Origin of the sequence: Leifsonia xyli subsp. xyli str. CTCB07 (assembly GCF_000007665.1) — a bacterium.
In the GTDB taxonomy this organism is placed as follows: Bacteria; Actinomycetota; Actinomycetes; order Actinomycetales; family Microbacteriaceae; genus Leifsonia; species Leifsonia xyli_C.
In genome coordinates this window covers 2237895-2254890 of sequence record NC_006087.1, presented here as the reverse complement: position 1 = coordinate 2254890, position 16996 = coordinate 2237895, and the positions used below count along the sequence as shown (strand labels likewise).

Genomic DNA, 16996 nt, shown 5'->3' with positions numbered 1-16996 from the left:
GGCTCCGTCTGGTGACGCGCGGGCGACGGCAGGAAATTGCTTGACGTTCATTAAGTGATTCGCGGTGGGGTGTCTCCCCCGATTGCCTGGGACTCCGAAAGCGGGACGCGTTCTCTTGCCGCGCTTCGCGACACCGCGGCGCCCAGGAACTGCGGGGCTCAGGGGCCCAGGGGCGGCTGTGCGGTGGGTCCACGCGACAGTGGCAGCCGGTGTCAACGATGTCATTTTTATAACAATTAGTATCTCACACAATCGCAGGCCCGCTCGGAGCCGCACGCCCCGGTCCGGCGGGCTCACGGTTCCGTGGTTCACGGCTCAGGCGGGGAGTGCGCCGCCAGCCGCAGCGGGGAACTCCCCTCGCTCGATGCCGGGACTGTTCGAGGGCGGTCTTGCTGCGGCCTTCCTCCCAGCCGTAATAATAAGCGTCGTTGGTGTAATAGCCTCTTTCGCAGGTTGAGTCGAAATATGGTCAGGAGGACCACCGCGGATAGCGGATGGTCAGTGAGGAAGGTGAGGAAGTCGATGCAGAGAGAGCATGACGATTCTGGACGGCCGACGATCGGCGGCGACGATCTTCCCGGTCGCCTGACCCTTGCTGTCGGCCGGCTGAGCAGGCGCATCCGGTCGGCCACCGGCGACCTCAGCCACGGTCAGCTCTCCGCCCTGTCGACGATCGTCCGCAGCGGTCCCCTTCGCCCGAGTGAGATCGCCACCATCGAGGTCGTCGCCGCCCCCACCATCACCCGTGTCGTCACCGACTTGGAAGCGCGCGGTCTCGTTCAGCGCACCCCCGACCCCGACGACGGGCGCTCCTTCCTCGTCTCCGCCACGGATGTCGGCATGGACCTGCTCCTCGCCGCCCGCTCCGACCGCGCCCAGGCCGTCGTCGCCATCCTCCAGGGTCTTTCGCCGGAACAGGTGGACGGGCTTCGCCGCGCCCTCCCGGCGCTCGAACAAGCCGCTCGCATCGCCCGCCCCGCCCTCTGAACAGTCGGGCGGCGGCGGTCAGGTCCGCGTCGCGAGCGCGCTGCCGAAAAACAGCGCGGCGGTGAGCAGCCAGAGGACGAGCGTGAAGACCGTGTCGCGGGCGCGCCAGCGCGAGGGGTGGCGTTCGGTGCGCGTGGGATGCGCGCCGAAGGCCCGCGACTCCATCGCGAGCGCCATCCGGTCGGCGCGGCGGATGCTTGAGGCGAGCAGCGGGATGACGGACGCGAACGGCCTGGAGAGCCACCCGACGCCGCGCACCCGCTGCGCCTGCCGGATGATCGCCAGCTCTGTCCGGAACCGTGGCAGGAACCGGTACGCCGCGACCGCCGTGTAGCCGATCCGGTAGTGTACGCGCAGCTGCGCGACCAGCGCCCGCGACAGGTCCGGCCCCGTCGTCGTCAGCCCGCCCACCAGCGCGAGCGACACGAGCGCGGTCAACCGCAGGGAGGTCGCCGCTCCGACCGCGAACGCACCCGCAGTGTAGGGCGCCGATCCGATCGCGAACAGCACGGTCCGGTCGGCCACGCGGGCCGGATCTGTCCAGAAGCCGAAGCTCAGCGCCATTGCCAGAACCACGACCGGCGCCCCGATCAGGAGCGTCACGAGCACCGTGGGCCGCAGCCGCGCACCGGCCAGCAGGAGCAGCATCGCCGCGACGAGCACGATCAGCGGGGTCAGTGCGTCCCGCGTGAAGAACAGCCCGATCCACGCCGGCAGGATGCCCGCGACCTTCGCGAGCGGGTTCAGGTGGTGCAGGAACCGCCGCGACGGCCGCTCGCCCGTGCCGTACGGGTCACCGGAGAGGAAGGTCACAGCGCACCGCCCGGCAGGTCGCGCAGCCGCGTGATCCCGAGAAGGGCCGGGGGGACGCCGGGGCCGGCGAGCGCCTGCCCGAGCGGCGGCTCCCGCAGCCCGGTGCGCCGCAGCAGGCCGGCATCGCCCAGGATGCCCTTCGCGGCGCTGTGGGCCGCGAGCCGCCCGTCTGCGATCACCGCGACGTGGCTCGCGTGCTCGGCGGCGAGGCCGAGGTCGTGGGTCACGATGATCACGGTGGTGCCGTCGGCATTGAGCCGGGACAGCGTCTCGAGCAGCTCTGACGCCCGGGCTCGGTCCTGGCCGAAGGTGGGCTCGTCGAGGACCAGCAGCGGCGCACCCGCGATCAGCGCCGTGCCGACGGAGAGCCGGCGCTTCTGGCCACCGGAGAGGAGGAACGGGTGCGCCTTTCGCTGCGCGGTCAGGCCGAGCGTCGCCAGCATCGTCTCGACCCGCTCCGCGACCTCCTCGGCCGGTCGTCCCCGCAGGCTGAACGCGAGCTCGTCGGCGACGCTGTGCCGGACGAACTGGTGCTCGGGGTTCTGGAAGACGAAGCCGGCCCGGTCGGCGGCGACTGCGCCGCGCGGTGTCGGCAACAGCCCCGCGATCGCCTGCGCCAGCGTGGTTTTCCCGGCCCCATTCGGCCCGACGACCGCGACGAAGTCGCCTCGGCCCACGGTCAGCGAGACGCTGTGCAGCACCTCGATCCGCCCGCGGCGGAGGGTGAGGTCGCGCACGACGACGGCGGCTGCGGTGGCCGCGGCGTCCGGGGGCGGCGGGGGCGGCGCGGGCCTCGTCGTCGCAGTCCCCACCGCACCCGGCAGAGCGGCCAGCCCCGTCGCCAGCTCCTCCGGCGTCATCGGCAGGGGGTCCAGCGCCACTCCCGACCGCCGCAACCGCAGCGCCGCCAGTGTCGCGGTCGGCAGCCAGACACCGAGTTCCAGCAGCTCTTCTGCCCGCTCCCGCAGCACCTCTGCCGCCGGTCCGCGGGCGACGACGCGGCCCCCGCCGTCCAGCACCAGGACCGAGTCTACGATCGACATGGCCGCATCCAGATTGTGCTCGACCAGCACCACCGCCCGGTCGAGTCCGGCCAGGAGGCGGTACAGGTCCTCCGTCCCGGCCGGGTCGAGGTTCGCGGTCGGCTCGTCGAGGACGAGCAGCGGGGCGTCCAGGGCGAGCGCGCAGGCGATCGCGAGGCGCTGCTTGCCGCCGCCGGAGAGCGTCTCCGGGTCGTCGGCGCGGCGCTCCCACAGACCGACCGCCCGCAGCGCGCGCTCGGCGCGCTCGAGCACCTCGTCCCGGGGCAGCAGCCGGTTCTCGGGCCCGAAGCACACTTCGTCCAGGACGGTCCCGGTGACGATCTGTGCGTCCGGGTCTTGGAACACCATCCCGACCCGCTCGCTCAGGTCCGCGACCCGGGAGCGGGCCGTGTCCACACCGCCGACATGCACCGTCCCCTCGAGCCGGGCGGGGACGGCGTGCGGGATGAGACCGTTCAGGGCCAGGGCGAAGCTCGATTTGCCGCAGCCGCTCGGCCCCAGGACGAGCAGCGTCTCGCCGGGCGCGACCACGGCGTCCACCCGGTCGGGCGTCCAGGCGTCCGCACCGTCGTGCCGAATGCGCACCCCGCTCGCCCGGAGCGGCGCGGGAGACCCGTCCACGTCTCAGGCGGCCGTCATCGGCAGCGTGCCTGTGCCGGTCCCGGTGCCGCGTTCGCGCCGTGGGCGCGCGACCGGTCCTTGCAGGCCGCGGCCGGCGCCAGTGCGGTCGAGCGCCTTCGCAACGGCGCGGCCGATCCCGGTGAACACGGCGGGGGACACCGCGAACAGCCCGGTGTGCAGCGCCTGCGCCCACGGCCGTGCGGTCTCCGCCCCTTGCGCGAAGAAGACCCCGAGCCCGAACGCCACGCCTGCGATCGTCGCAGTGACATAGAACAGCCAGGCTCTCCAGTGCCGGTAGAGCGCGATCAAGAACGGGACCTCCTGCAACGCTCCGATCGACCCGGCCGCCATCACCGCCATGAATCCGATCGGCTGGAACGGCACCGAAACGAGTCCCGCGATCACCGAGGCGATCAGCGCCACACCGCCCCGCCGCAGCAGCGCCTGCGCAACGACCCCGGGCAGGAAGTAGACGCCGATCACAGCGCCGTAGAACAGCGGAGCGATCGCCGCGACCGTGCCGGAGATGTAGCCGGAGACGGAGAATACGATGCCGCCTGCGACGCCGATGGCGGCGCAGGTCAGCAGGAGACGGGTGCTGGTGGTGGACATGTCGGCTCCAGTTTAGAGAGGTTAGCCTTACCTGACAAAGAGCAGGTTAGCTTTACCCGACACAGAGGGGGAGGCTGTGCCGTCCGGTCATTCCCGCTCTCGCCGCAGTGGGCGCGCCGCGATCACCGGGTACGCTCCCGTGTGGCCTTCGCGCCTGGCGGCGATCGCGAGGATGCGCCCCCGCTGTGCGAACCAGCCGATCACCAGGAGCGGCGCGATCACCACGAGCGAGGCGACGGTCCAGGTGCCGGTGGGGTAGTCGAACGTCATGAGCACCAGCACCGCCAGCAGGAAGGCCAGCGTGAGGTACGCCGTGAACGGCGCGCCGATCAGGCTGAACGCCGGCCGCTTCATCGTGCCCCGCAGCGACCAGCGGCGTAGCCGCATCTGGCACAGGACGATCATCGCCCAGCTGGTGACGATGCCGAGCGCCGCGACGTTGAGCACGATGTTGAAAGCCTGCGCCGGCACCACGAGGTTCAGGAAGACACCGAAGACGCCGATGGCCGCCGTGAGCAGGATGCCGCCGTACGGGACGCCCTGTTTGCTCATCCGCGAGGTGAAGCGCGGCGCCGCCCCGGTCTGGGCCATCGAGTGCAGGATGCGGCCCGTGGAGTACATCCCGGCGTTCAGGCTGGACAGGGCCGCGGTCAGCACGACGAAGTTCATGATGGAGCCGACCACGGCGCTGAGCTGGGGCCCGCCGAAGTGGCTGAAGAAGGTGACGAACGGGCTCTCGCTTCCGCTGTACGCGCTCGCGGGCAGCAGCAGTGCGAGCAGCAGGACCGAGCCGCAGTAGAAGACCGCGATGCGGAAGACCACGCTGTTGATGGCCCGCGGCATGATCTTCTCGGGGTGCTCCGTCTCGCCCGCCGCGATGCCGACGAGTTCGACGGCCGCGTAGGCGAACACCACGCCCTGCACCAGCACGATAGCCATCGCGATCGTGGCAATGCCGTTCGGCAGCAGCCAGCCGTTCTCCGCGAGCATCGGGATGCCGGTCGGGCCGAGGTCGGTCGGCCATCCCGCCGCCAGCACCACGATGCCGACGACGAGGAAGGTCGCGAGCGCGCCGACCTTGATCAGCGCGAACCAGAACTCCATCTCGCCGAACACTTTCACCGAGATGAGGTTCAGGCTGACCACGATGACCAGGGCGATGAGGGCGAGCAGCCACTGGGGGACGCTCGAGAACAGGCTCCAGTACTTCACGTAGAGGGCCACGGCGGTGGAGTCGACGATTGCGGTCATCGCCCAGTTGAGGAAGTACATCCAGCCCGCGACGTACGCCATCTTCTCCCCGAAGAACTCGCGTGCGTAGGAGACGAACGATCCGGAGGACGGCCGGTGCAGCACCAGCTCGCCCAGAGCGCGCAGCACGAGGAAGGCGAAGAACCCGCACACCGCGTACACGAAAACCAGGAGGGGGCCGCTCTGCTGCAACCGGCCGCCAGCGCCGAGGAACAGGCCGGTGCCGATCGCGCCGCCGATCGCGATCATCTGCACCTGCCGGGCGGAGAGGGATTTGCGGTAGCCTTCCTGCTCGCTGGCGAAGTCCTGGACGGCCTGGCTCACGTCGCCGAGGTGTTCGAGCCGGTTCTCCAGCTCGTCGGCCGGATCGTGCGATGTCGTCATGGGTCCTCATCCTCTCCCGGGGGAACGCCGTCCCGCCACACTCAAATGGCACTCAGTGCCCCCGCTGTCGCCACTGCGGTCACGGGCCTCACCCGCTTCACCGGCTCCGCACGATCCCGGACCCAGCGCCGCCGACGTCACCGGTTTCCGGCCGAGCGGTGGGCGGACGGGGCGCCCTCGCGGGTTCTGGCCACGATGCGCCGGCGCAGGGACGACGGTGTGGCGCTGTGGATGCGGTGGAGCCGTCCACAGCCGCCGGCGTCCGGCTCGCGCAGTCTGCGCACGTCGCTACGATCGGGGGATGAGCTGGAACACCTGGGTCCCGGACGACCGGGACGCGCCCCCGCTGGACGAGGAGCCGCCGCCCCTCGCCGCCCAGGACCCATACCCCGGTGAGGACCCATACCCCGGCGAGGACCCGTACGCCGGGATTCCCTTCGTGTGTGCAGGACCCGGCGCTCCCGCCGCCCGGACCGCTGCCGCCGCCCGCCCGCCCGCCGGGTCGCCCGTCCCCGCGCCCGCCCGCTTCGCGACCCCGGCCGAGGCGCTGCGGCGTGTGTTCGGCTACGACTCCTTCCGCGGCGACCAGGCGGCGATCATCGACCGCGTGGCGGCGGGCGGCGACGCCCTCGTGCTCATGCCGACCGGCGGCGGGAAGTCGCTCTGCTACCAGATCCCGTCTCTTGTGCGGGAGGGCACCGGCGTCGTCGTCTCCCCGCTCATCGCGCTGATGCAGGATCAGGTGGACGCGCTGACCGCGGTCGGCGTCAGGGCCGCGTTCCTCAACTCGACGCAGGACTCCGCCCAGCGCTCGGCGGTCGAGCGCGCGTACCTCGCGGGCGAACTCGACATCCTGTACGTCGCTCCCGAACGGCTCTCCTCGGAGCCGACGAAGCGGTTCCTCGAACGCGGTCGCGTCGCTCTGTTCGCGATCGACGAGGCGCACTGCGTCTCCCAGTGGGGGCACGATTTCCGTACCGACTACCTCGCTCTCTCCGAACTGGCCGAGCGCTGGCCGGGAGTCCCGCGCATCGCCCTCACCGCCACGGCGACGGAGGCGACGCACCGGGAGATCGCGCAGCGGCTCGGGCTGGAGGGGGCCGGGCACTTCGTCTCCGACTTCGACCGGCCCAACATCCAGTACCGCATCGTCCCGAAGGCCGAGGTGCGCAAGCAGCTGCTCGACTTCATCTCGGGGGAGCACCCGGGCGAGGCGGGCATCGTCTACGCGCTCTCGCGGAACTCCGTCGAGCGCACCGCCGAGTTCCTCGCCGGACGCGGGCTGACGGCGCTGCCCTATCACGCGGGGCTCGACGCGCAGACGCGCGCGCGGACCCAGGCGCGCTTCCTCCGCGAGGACGGCGTGATCGTCGTGGCGACCATCGCGTTCGGCATGGGCATCGACAAGCCCGATGTCCGCTTCGTCGCGCACATCGACCTCCCCAAATCCGTCGAGGGCTACTACCAGGAGACCGGCCGCGCCGGGAGGGACGGCCAGCCCTCGACCGCGTGGCTCGCCTACGGCCTGCAGGATGTCGTGCAGCAGCGCCGCATGATCGACGATTCCCCGGGCGACCTCGCCCACCGTCGCCGCCTCACGCAGCACCTGGACGCCATGCTCGCGCTCTGCGAGACCGTGCAGTGCCGCCGCGTGAACCTGCTCGGCTACTTCGGCCAGCGCTCCGGTCCCTGCGGCAACTGCGATACCTGCCTCATGCCTCCGGAGACCTGGGACGGCACGGTTCCCGCCCAGAAGCTGCTCTCCACGGTCGTCCGGCTGCATCGGGAGCGCAATCAGCGCTTCGGCGCCGGGCACCTGATCGACATCCTGCGCAGCAAGCGGACGCCGCGTGTCGACCAGTACGGGCACGACCGGCTGACGACCTGGGGCATCGGCGCGGATCTTTCCGAGAGCCAGTGGCGCGGCGTGGCGCGGCAGCTGATCGCGCTCGAACTGCTGAAACCCGAAGGCGAGTACGGCGTGCTGACGATCACCCCGGAGAGCGCCGCCGTGCTGGCGGGCGGCCGCGAGGTGGTGCTGCGCCGTGAGCCGGACCGGCCGGAGCGCGCGGCGCGCGGGCCGCGGGCCGCCGCGCCGAGCGAGCTGCCGCCCGCGGATCAGCCGCTGTTCGAGTCCCTTCGGGCGTGGCGGGCGGGGGAGGCGAAGGCGCAGGGGGTCCCGGCCTACATCGTCTTCGGCGACGCGACCCTCCGCGCTGTCGCCGCGGCCCGGCCCGCGAGCCTCGGCGAGCTGGACGGCATCACCGGAATCGGCGCGAAGAAGCGGGAAGCCTATGGGCAGGCACTGCTGGATGTGGTGGCCGGGCGCGAGTAGCGAGTGAGGGCCGTGCTCAGCCGAACCCCTGTTCACAGGCACGGGTAATCGGCATCCATCGGGTGCGGATGTCCCGTTTTGGAGCTTCCCGCAACGGTCGCCCGACCGCTGCGGGTGGGGTTTGTGGCGGAGCACCGATGGTTTCCACTCCCCGGCCCGGCCGACGTACTGTGACTCTGACCCCAAGACAGTGAAGAGGAGACTCATGGGCGATACTGCCGAGCGTGCCGCCACGAAGCTCTCTGGCTCCGTCCCGGCCCCAGAGCCCCGCGTCGATGTTGAGGCGCTGGGCCGTCAGCTGCTGGGCGAGTGGGCCGAGATCCGGCTCGCCTCGCGCGAGCTGGCGAAGCGTCCTGAGGTGCAGAAGGTCGAGGGGCTGTCTGTCGCGGAGCACCGCAAGCGGGTGTCCGGCCAGCTGAAGCTGCTCGTCGAGAACGGCCAGGTGCATCGTGCGTTCCCGACGTCCGTCGGCGGCGCCGACGACCACGGCGGCAACATCGCCGCTTTCGAGGAGCTGGTCGCGGCCGACCCGTCGCTGCAAATCAAGTCGGGTGTCCAGTGGGGCCTGTTCGGCGCTGCCGTGCTGCACCTCGGCACCGAGGAGCACCACAAGAAGTACCTGCCGGGCATCATGTCGCTCGAGGTGCCCGGCGCTTTCGCCATGACTGAGACCGGGCACGGCTCGGATGTCGCCAGCGTCGCGACCACCGCGACCTACGACCCGGAGACGCAGGAGTTCGTCATCGACACTCCGTTCCGTGGGGCGTGGAAGGACTACCTCGGGAACGCCGCCGTGGATGCGACGGCCGCCGTCGTGTTCGCTCAACTCGTCACCCGGAACGTCAACCACGGTGTCCACGCGTTCTACGTGCCGATCCGGGACGCCGCCGGCGCTTTCCTGCCCGGTGTCGGTGGCGAGGACGACGGCCAGAAAGGCGGGCTCAACGGCATCGACAATGGCCGGCTGCACTTCACCGGCGTCCGCATCCCGCGCACCGATCTGCTGAACCGCTACGGCGATGTCGCAGCGGACGGCGCCTACACTTCGCCCATCCAGAGCCTCGGCCGCCGCTTCTTCACCATGCTCGGGACGCTCGTCCAGGGCCGCGTCTCGCTCGACGGCTCCGCGACCATCGCCGCGAAGATCGCCCTCAAGATCGCCCTCACTTACGCGAACGAGCGCCGCCAGTTCAGCGCGGGGAGCGACACCGACGAGGAGGTCATCCTCGACTACCAGCGCCACCAGCGCCGGCTGCTCCCGCTGCTCGCGACCACCTACGCCGCGAGTTTCGCGCACGAGATGTTCCTCCGCACGTTCGACGACGTGTTCAGCGGGCGGGTGGCGACCGACGCCGACCGTCAGGACCTCGAGACCATCGCCGCGGCGCTGAAACCGCTGAGCACCTGGCATGCGCTCGACACGCTGCAGGAGGCCCGCGAGGCCTGCGGCGGCGCGGGCTTCCTCACCGCCAACCGGATCACCTCGCTGCGTCAGGACCTGGACATCTGGGTCACCTTCGAGGGCGACAACAACGTCCTCCTCCAGCTCGTCGCGAAGCGGCTGCTCACCGATGTCAGCCGCAAGTTCGCCCAGGCGGACGCGGGAGCGCTGGCCCGCTACGTCGTCACCCACGCGGCCGACCGGGTCTACCACGGCAGCGGTCTCCGGAGCGTGGCCCAGACGGTCCGCGACGTCGGCTCCACTGCGCGCTCGGTCACCTGGCTGCAAGACCCGGCGACCCAGCGCGAGCTGCTGACGGACCGGGTGGAGACGATGATCTCCCAGATCGCCGGGCACCTGCGCCCCGCGTCCAAGCTGGACAGGAAGGCAGCAGCCGAGCTGTTCAACTCGCAGCAGAACGAGCTCATCGAGGCGGCGCAGGCCCACGGCGAGCTGCTCCAGTGGGAGTCCTTCACGGACGCCCTGGAGCAGACGCGGGACGCCGGCACCAAGCAGGTCCTCACCTGGCTCCGCGACCTGTTCGGCTTCGGCCTTATCGAGAAGCGCCTCGCCTGGTATCTCGTCAACGGCCGGCTCTCTCCGCAGCGCGGCCAGGCCGTCACCGCCTACATCGGCCGGCTGCTGACGCGCATCCGCCCGCACGCTATCGACCTGGTGGACGCCTTCGGATACGGCCCCGAGCTGGTCCGCGCGGAGATCGCGACCGGTGCGGAGGCGGAACGTCAGGCTGAGGCGCGCGCATACTACGCTTCGCGCCGCGAAGACGGGACGCTGTCGGTGGAGGAGAAGGCGGCGAACGAGAGCCGCTGAGGCCCGGACCGGCCCTCGCGGAAGAGGAGAGGTCGCCATCGTGGCTTCTTTCGCTGCGAGCGCCTCAGGAGTCGCCTTCGTCGTCCGGCCCGGCCTCCCAGCCGGCCGTGACGCGAACGTTTCTCGCGAGTTCGCTTGGCGAAGCCTCAGAGGGATCGAGCACGAGGTCGTCTCCGGCAGAGCGATCGAGGATGGCTTCCAGATCACCGGCACGCGCAAGGTGCCAGTCCAGCCCGGCGCTGTCGTCGCGGTGCCGGAACTGGAGACGTGCCTCCAGCACCTCCGCCCTGGCCGTCAGCCGGCAGCGGAACATGCCGCTGGAGCCCAGAGCCTCGACAAAGCGATGGATCTCAGCAGGGTCTTCGATCACTCCGGCAACGATGAACCGTTCGGCTCCGGCTGCCCGGTAGTTCGCAGCGAGGCTCCGCAGGTTCCGAAGCTCGAGCTCATGGTTGAACCGGTCATTCGCCGGCGCCGGACTCAGCCGCCGGATCTCATCGAGATCGAAAACGGCGTGAACGAGGGGTTCGAGGGAACTGAGTGCGTGGGCGAGCGTCGACTTGCCCGAACCGACCGTGCCGTTGAGGAAGATGCTGTCCATCCCTCAAGTCTCACGGTTCAGACGCTCCGATCCGGTACGGTCGGTGCATGCGCAGCTTCTACCCCGAGATCGAGCCGTACGACAGCGGGATGCTGTATGTCGGCGATGGACAGCAGGTGTACTGGGAGACGAGCGGCTCCCCGGAGGGGAAGCCCGTGGTGTTCCTCCACGGCGGACCGGGCGGCGGGACGACCCCGGCGCACCGGCGGCTGTTCGATCCGGCGAAGTACCGCATCGTCCTGTTCGACCAGCGGAACTGCGGGAAGAGCCTCCCGCACGCGAGCGAGCCGGAGGCCGATCTCGCGGCGAACACCACGTGGCACCTCGTCGCCGATATGGAGCGGCTGCGGGAGCGCCTGGGGGTGGAGCGCTGGCAGGTGTTCGGCGGCTCGTGGGGGAGTGCCCTGGCGCTGGCGTACGCGCAGGCGCATCCCGAACGGGTGACGGAGCTGGTGCTGCGCGGGGTCTTCACCCTGCGGCCGGAGGAGCTGGACTGGTTCTACGAGGGCGGCGCGTCGGCCCTGTTCCCCGATCTGTGGGAGGGATTCCTGGAGCCCGTTCCCGTGGAGGAGCGTGGCACCCTGATTCAGGCGTACAGCCGGCTGCTCTCCGACCCGGACCCGGCGGTGCATGGGCCGGCCGCCGTCGCGTGGTCCCGGTGGGAGTCGTCCACGATCACCCTGCTGCCCCGGCCGGAGCTGGTCGCCAGCTTCACGGAGGAGAAGCACGCGATCGCCTTCGCGCGGATCGAGAACCACTACTTCACCCATGCCGGCTGGTTCGGGGAGGATCAGCTGCTGCGGGAGGCCCACCGGCTGGCGGGCATCCCGGGTGTCATCGTTCAGGGCCGGTACGATGCGTGTACGCCGCCGATGACGGCGTGGGCGCTGCACCGGGCCTGGCCGCAGGCCGAGTTCCGGATGATCCCGGACGCGGGGCACGCCTTCGACGAGCCGGGCGTCCTGGACGCGCTGATCGAGGCGACCGACCGGTTCGCGGCGTCGTAACGCTGCCCGCGGTCAGCCGGCCAGCGCGCTGGCTTTCGCGCCGGGGGCGATGCCCGCTACAGAGCGCCGGCCGCCGCCGCGGACTCCTGGAAATCCCCTCCGCTTCCGCGTCGAGCGCGAATCGTCCGTGCGGGCTTCTCCTGCCGCTGCCCGGCGTGAAAGCGAGCGTCAGGCGGGTCGCGCGGTCGCGGCGGGCTCGTACCAGACCGTCGTGCCCTGCTCTCGGATTCCGCGGAACGTCCCGTCCCAGCGGCCCGCGGCTTTCGCTGTCGGCACATGGATGAGCAGTGTGGCCTCGTCTGCGGCCTTGACCGGATGCGCGAAAGCGTAGCTCTCAGCGTCCCGGTCCACACCGCTCAGCGACAGGGGGCGGTTCGGGAAGCGCTCGCCGAGCATCGCATCGCCCAGAGCGCGCCAGGGCGTCGGATCGCGCAGCAGCGACTGCGCTGTCTGGCCTTCCGCCGTCTCGATGCGGGGGACGACGATGCCTGCGCCGCTCGCGCGCATGCGGCGGTTCAGGGCGGCCACGGCCTCGCCGTCCAGCCGGAGGTCGTGACGGATCACCAGCAACCGCTCGGCGTCGCCGGCGGAGGCGACGGCGTGCTCCACAGCCGCGGCGAACCCGTGCGTCCCGTCGATCACGCGCACCCGCTCGGGCGCGATGCCCTCCCGGTCGCGCAGATCGTCCGTCAGCGCAGCGGCATCGCTCCGTCCGTCGGTCACGATCGCGACGGCGAGCCGCCCGGTGCTGTAGGAGGGGGAGAGCGCGGTCGTTGCGGCGGTCTCCTCGTCCACCCAGCTGCGCACCTCCCGGTAGGCGGCCGGTCCTTGTCCGAGATAGCGGCGGGCGAGGCGGCGCGGTTCGAGCATCAGCCGCCACGCCCACTCCATGCCGATCTTCGCGACCCAGCCCGGAGCGCGCTGGACGCGTCCCGCGAGGAAGTCCACCACGCGCCGAACGCGAGCAGTGCCCGCGCGCCGGTCAGGGTGCCGTATTCGGCGATCCAGAGCTCCTGCCGGGGCTTTCCGATGCCGACCACCAGGATGTCGGCGCCGGCCGAACGGATCTCCGCGGCGATGGCGCGCGAGGCCGGAGGATCGGCCAGTTCGGCTCGCTGCGGCGCCCAGAAGCCGGTGACGCGCAGGCCGGGGCGTTCGGCGCGGAATCGCGCGGCGAGCTGGGCGTGCGTCTCCTGGCTGCCGCCGATGAAGGCCACAGAGAGGCCGTCGCGCCTGGTCAGCCGCCGGGCGATCGGGGCCCCGTCGATGAGGGTGACCCACTCGACGGCGTCCTCGCCGCCGAGGTCGTCGGAGCCGCCGATCGTGCCGGCCCAGCGGTCCTTGCGCCCGAAGTGGTGGACATGGTCGAGGTTCGCCGAGACGACCGCGAGCGGCGCGCGGTCGCTGTCCTGGGCGCGGTCGTGAATGAGGGCGAGCGCGTCGTGACGGTCGAGCAGATCGATCGTCATCGCGGGGGTGCGGATGATCGGCCAGGTTTCGGGTGTGCTGGTTTTCACCCCACAAGAATACTAAACTAAGTATTTGTGTACCTATTCTCAGCAGAACATATACAGACTACCGGGAGAGTTCGATCAGCAGGGTCCGGTGGGTCGGGATGCGCAGGCCGGTCTCCTCGAAGCCCAGCGCCTCCAGGTCGGCCAGCCCGTAGTCGCTCAGGTTCCCATCCTGGTCGTCCTCGATCAGCCACACCCGGTGCACTCCGTCGAAGCGGCCGAGCGCTGCGGCCTCCGGCACCGAGTAGGCCTTGTCCTCCCAGCCGATGTTCTCCGCGAACGGGGTCCGCAACGTCACGTCCTTCACCGCAGCGAAGCCAGCCGGGTAGGTGCGGGCCGCGAGCCGCGGGCGGCGCGACGGCCGCGTGGACTCGTCGAACACGAACGCATCGCCTGGGCGAGTGTGCTCGCCGATGGCCGCGCTCACCTCCGACCAATCCGAGTTGGCCTTCGAGTACGGTCCGCGCTGCGAGAGGTAGGCCTGCAGGCAGATCGCGGCGAACGCCAGCAGTCCCGTCCCCGCCACAACGGCCATCGGAACGTGCGAGCGCGACGCCAGCGCACGCGCGGCGAGCAGAACGCCCTCGGCCACCAGCAGCGCCGCCGCGGGCGCCGTGAACGTGGAGTAGCGCGGCGTGTACAGCGGGAAGGCGAGGTTGGCCAGGAGCAGGACCGCGGTCGGCAGCACGAGCCAGCATCCGGCCACGACCGTCGTCGAGAGCGTGGCCGTCTGCGGTGGCTCGGTCTCCGCCTTCGCCGGCGGTGTCATCCACCCGGGCCGGAACTGCCCGCCCGCCCGCCGCCAGAGGACCAGACCGCTGCCCAGCGCCAGCAGAATGGCCGCCCACGCCGCCATCGTGTCCCACACGGTTCCGAACCAGGGCTCGGCGAGGAACTGCTGCGGATTCAGCGTCTCTCCACCGAGGTAGGCGATCTGCCGCCGCTCGAAGAACGCCAGCAGCGCCAGCGGGGAGAGCATGAGCAGCACCGCCCCGGCACTGATCGCCCACGCCCGCAGCACCGGCCGGGAGGCCCGCGCCAAGACCAGGATGCCGAGGTGCGCCACGAGCATCGATGCGAAGTAGAGGAAGAGGTACGACGCCACGGTCATCCCGGCCGCGTACAGCGCCCAGCGCCAGCGCTGTGTCCGCGCCGGAGCGTCCCGGCCCCGGACGTCGATCAGCCAGACCAGCAGCAGCGTCAGCCAGCCCGCGGCGGCGGCCGTGAACGCGAACGATCGCGCCTCCTACCCGGCGTAGGTGAGCCGGGGGAGCACCGTCCCGGCGACGCCCGCCGCGATCGCCGCCATCGGACCGGCGTGACGGCTGGCGAGCACGGTGATGGCGGCCACGGTCAGCCCGATCGCGATCGCGCTGGGGAACCGGATCGCGAACGGGCTCTCGCCCACCAGGCGAATCCAGCCGTGCAGACCGAGATAGTAGAGGCCGTGAACCGCGTCGACGTGCGTCAGCATCCGGAGCAGACTCGGCAGCGGGCGCTGGGCGGAGAGGAGGGAGGCGGCCTCGTCGCCCCAGAGTGAAGAGACCCCGCTTCCGGCGGCGCTGACGGCGGTCGCAATCAGGCCGAAAGTGACCGCGATCGTCCGGGTCCGGGTCCGGGTCCGGGTCCGGGTCCGGATCGCGGTCGCCGGTCCGGGAATGACGCGTTTCCTGCGATCGGCGACAGTGCTCATAACCATCATTTCTCACCGGTCCGAGACAACGACCCCAGGCAACCAAGTCCTCGGGGTGGCCCCGGGGGGAGCGCTTCGGAGGCTCGCACGTCCGGGACGGAGCCGGACCTGTACAGCGGCCGGACTGACCCGGCAAGCCCAGGCTACTCCTTTTGTTCCGCCCCCTTGTCCGGGGAGACCGGCGTCCGCGGGAACAGCGGCTGTTGCCAGCGCTGCCCCCGCACAGGAGGGGCCGAACCGCCGTCGAGAGCCATCGCCGCTACTGCTGCCGCTCCCCGCGCCGCGCACGGGCCCACAGGTCGACGCCCGCGTCAACCGCGTGCCGGTCGATCGCGGCCAGCTCCTCGTGCGTGAACGACCGGTTTCCGAGGGCGGCGATGTTCTCCTCCAGCTGGCTGACACTGCTCGCGCCGATCACGAGCGAGGTGACGCGGTCGTCCCGCAGCGCCCAGGCGAGAGCGAGCTGCGCGAGCGACTGACCGCGCGCCGCGGCGATCCCCGCCAGCGCGCGCAGGCGCTCGACCACCTCGCCGGTCAGCCAGCTCGCGTCGAACGAGCCACCGGCCGCCGCGCGGGAGCCCGCAGGGACGCCGCCCAGGTACTTGTCTGTCAGCATCCCCTGCGCCAGCGCCGTGAAGCCGATCATACCGACCCCCAGCTCCCCGAGGGTGTCCAGCAGCCCCTCCGTCTCGATCCACCGGTTGAGCAGCGAGTACGACGGCTGATGGATGAGCAGCGGCGTCCCGAGGTCGCTCAGGATCTCCGCCGCCCGCCGGGTCTCCTCCGGGCCGTAGGACGAGATGCCCACGTACAGCGCCTTGCCGCTGCGCACCGCAGTGTCGAGCGCGCCCATCGTCTCCTCCAGCGGCGTGCTCGGGTCGGGCCGGTGCGAGTAGAAGATGTCCACAGTGTCAACCCCGAGCCGCCTCAGCGACTGGTCGAGGCTGGCGAGCAGGTGCTTCCGGCCGCCGCCCTGCCCGTACGGCCCCGGCCACATGTCCCAGCCGGCCTTCGAGGAGAGGACGATCTCGTCGCGGTACGGCCGGAGGTCCTCTTTCAGGATGCGGCCGAAGGCGGTCTCCGCCGCACCGTACGGTGGTCCGTAGTTGTTCGCCAGGTCGAAATGGGTGATGCCGAGGTCGAACGCCCGGCGCACGATGGCGCGCTGCGTCTCGAGGGGCCGGTCGTCGCCGAAGTTCTGCCACAGGCCGAGGGAGAGCACGGGCAGGTCGAGGCCGCTGCGCCCGGTGCGGCGGTACAGCATCCGGTCGTAGCGGGTGGGGGAGGGGTCGTAGCTCATACCACTAGGTTCGCGGGTCTGCGCGAGGAAGTCCACCAGCGCGCCGTGAACCGACCGGCGGGGCCCGTGCCGGACTCCGCCGGACCTGTGCCGCTCAGGAGCCGCTTGCGCTGCGGCGCAGCCAGCCGACGATCGCGGTGATCACGAAGAAGACGAGCCCGAGGATGGCGAGCCAGAGCAGCCCCTTGACGGCGAAGCCGAGGATGGCGAGCGCGGCCCACACGACGAGGAGAATCACGATGAGAGCGACCATGGTCACAGCCAACCTCGTTGCGGGGCGTGAGTCAACGCCGGTTCTTGCGGGCAGCGCGGTTGCGCGCGAACACCCAGCCGGCGATCGCTCCGATCGCGAACACGATCAGCACCAGCGCCCAGGTCGGCATCGCCAGCTGCGCCCAGAGCAGGAACAGGGTGGCTTGGTCGTTCCCGATGGCGTTCTGAAGGGCCACCACGATGAGGAGCAAGACCAGCGCGATCGCCAGCCATTTGCGCTTCAGGAATCGGACGAAGGCGTTCTCATCGCTCTGCGGTGCTGACCTGCTCATACTCGAAAGTATGCGGCA

At 70.8% G+C, this 16996-nt stretch carries 15 protein-coding genes and 1 pseudogene; 4 read left to right on the top strand and 12 right to left on the bottom strand.

Going from position 1 to position 16996, the window contains the following annotated elements:
* Positions 1-522 precede the first annotated feature (522 nt).
* On the top strand, positions 523-987 hold the full coding sequence (locus tag LXX_RS10775; protein ID WP_011186859.1) for a MarR family winged helix-turn-helix transcriptional regulator: 465 nt from the start codon (positions 523-525) through the stop codon (positions 985-987).
* Positions 988-1005: 18 nt separating this feature from the next.
* On the opposite strand, the gene LXX_RS10770 is transcribed toward LXX_RS10775, so the two are convergent.
* From LXX_RS10770 to LXX_RS14520, 5 genes are all read right to left on the bottom strand, one after another.
* Entirely contained in the window at positions 1006-1800 is a 795-nt protein-coding gene (locus LXX_RS10770; protein WP_011186858.1) for an energy-coupling factor transporter transmembrane component T family protein, read from the bottom strand.
* A complete protein-coding gene (locus tag LXX_RS10765; protein WP_011186857.1) occupies positions 1797-3464 on the bottom strand; it encodes an ABC transporter ATP-binding protein in 1668 nt (555 codons plus the stop codon). Before LXX_RS10765 ends, LXX_RS10770 begins: the two co-directional genes overlap by 4 nt.
* A gap of 3 nt (positions 3465-3467) precedes the next feature.
* Positions 3468-4076 carry an ECF transporter S component gene (locus LXX_RS10760; protein WP_011186856.1) on the bottom strand — a complete coding sequence of 203 codons (609 nt, stop codon included), beginning with the start codon at positions 4074-4076 and terminating at the stop codon, positions 3468-3470.
* Between the two features lie 87 nt (positions 4077-4163).
* Positions 4164-5711 carry an amino acid permease gene (locus LXX_RS10755; RefSeq protein WP_011186855.1) on the bottom strand — a complete coding sequence of 516 codons (1548 nt, stop codon included), beginning with the start codon at positions 5709-5711 and terminating at the stop codon, positions 4164-4166.
* Positions 5712-5848: 137 nt separating this feature from the next.
* Positions 5849-5995, bottom strand: coding sequence for a hypothetical protein (locus tag LXX_RS14520; protein ID WP_155806821.1), 147 nt, complete (start codon positions 5993-5995; stop codon positions 5849-5851).
* Between the two features lie 17 nt (positions 5996-6012).
* Here LXX_RS14520 and recQ point away from each other — a divergent pair, with 17 nt between their 5' ends.
* Positions 6013-8046 (top strand): DNA helicase RecQ, encoded by a 2034-nt coding sequence (recQ, locus tag LXX_RS10750; RefSeq protein WP_041767820.1) that lies wholly within the window; start codon positions 6013-6015, stop codon positions 8044-8046.
* A 205-nt stretch (positions 8047-8251) separates the two neighbouring features.
* Positions 8252-10318, top strand: a complete 2067-nt coding sequence (locus tag LXX_RS10745; protein ID WP_011186853.1) for an acyl-CoA dehydrogenase — start codon at positions 8252-8254, stop codon at positions 10316-10318.
* Between the two features lie 64 nt (positions 10319-10382).
* On the opposite strand, the gene LXX_RS10740 is transcribed toward LXX_RS10745, so the two are convergent.
* The gene (locus LXX_RS10740; protein WP_011186852.1) at positions 10383-10919 is read right to left on the bottom strand and encodes an AAA family ATPase; all 537 of its coding nucleotides are present in this window, start codon (positions 10917-10919) and stop codon (positions 10383-10385) included.
* Between the two features lie 47 nt (positions 10920-10966).
* Here LXX_RS10740 and pip point away from each other — a divergent pair, with 47 nt between their 5' ends.
* Complete coding sequence (pip, locus tag LXX_RS10735) at positions 10967-11926, top strand: prolyl aminopeptidase (RefSeq protein ID WP_011186851.1); 960 nt, start codon at positions 10967-10969, stop codon at positions 11924-11926.
* Positions 11927-12094: 168 nt separating this feature from the next.
* Here the strand turns inward: pip and LXX_RS15890 are convergent.
* The 6 genes and pseudogenes from LXX_RS15890 to LXX_RS10710 form a co-directional block, all read right to left on the bottom strand.
* Positions 12095-13395: pseudogene (locus LXX_RS15890) on the bottom strand (WecB/TagA/CpsF family glycosyltransferase).
* Between the two features lie 106 nt (positions 13396-13501).
* On the bottom strand, positions 13502-14551 hold the full coding sequence (locus LXX_RS10725; protein WP_050737932.1) for a hypothetical protein: 1050 nt from the start codon (positions 14549-14551) through the stop codon (positions 13502-13504).
* Positions 14552-14686: 135 nt separating this feature from the next.
* Positions 14687-15133 carry a hypothetical protein gene (locus LXX_RS12895; protein ID WP_050737931.1) on the bottom strand — a complete coding sequence of 149 codons (447 nt, stop codon included), beginning with the start codon at positions 15131-15133 and terminating at the stop codon, positions 14687-14689.
* A gap of 259 nt (positions 15134-15392) precedes the next feature.
* Complete coding sequence (mgrA, locus tag LXX_RS10720; protein WP_011186848.1) at positions 15393-16433, bottom strand: L-glyceraldehyde 3-phosphate reductase; 1041 nt, start codon at positions 16431-16433, stop codon at positions 15393-15395.
* A gap of 94 nt (positions 16434-16527) precedes the next feature.
* On the bottom strand, positions 16528-16692 hold the full coding sequence (locus LXX_RS14515; protein WP_011186847.1) for a hypothetical protein: 165 nt from the start codon (positions 16690-16692) through the stop codon (positions 16528-16530).
* A gap of 25 nt (positions 16693-16717) precedes the next feature.
* The gene (locus tag LXX_RS10710; RefSeq protein WP_041767817.1) at positions 16718-16978 is read right to left on the bottom strand and encodes a LapA family protein; all 261 of its coding nucleotides are present in this window, start codon (positions 16976-16978) and stop codon (positions 16718-16720) included.
* Between the last annotated feature and the right edge of the window lie 18 nt (positions 16979-16996).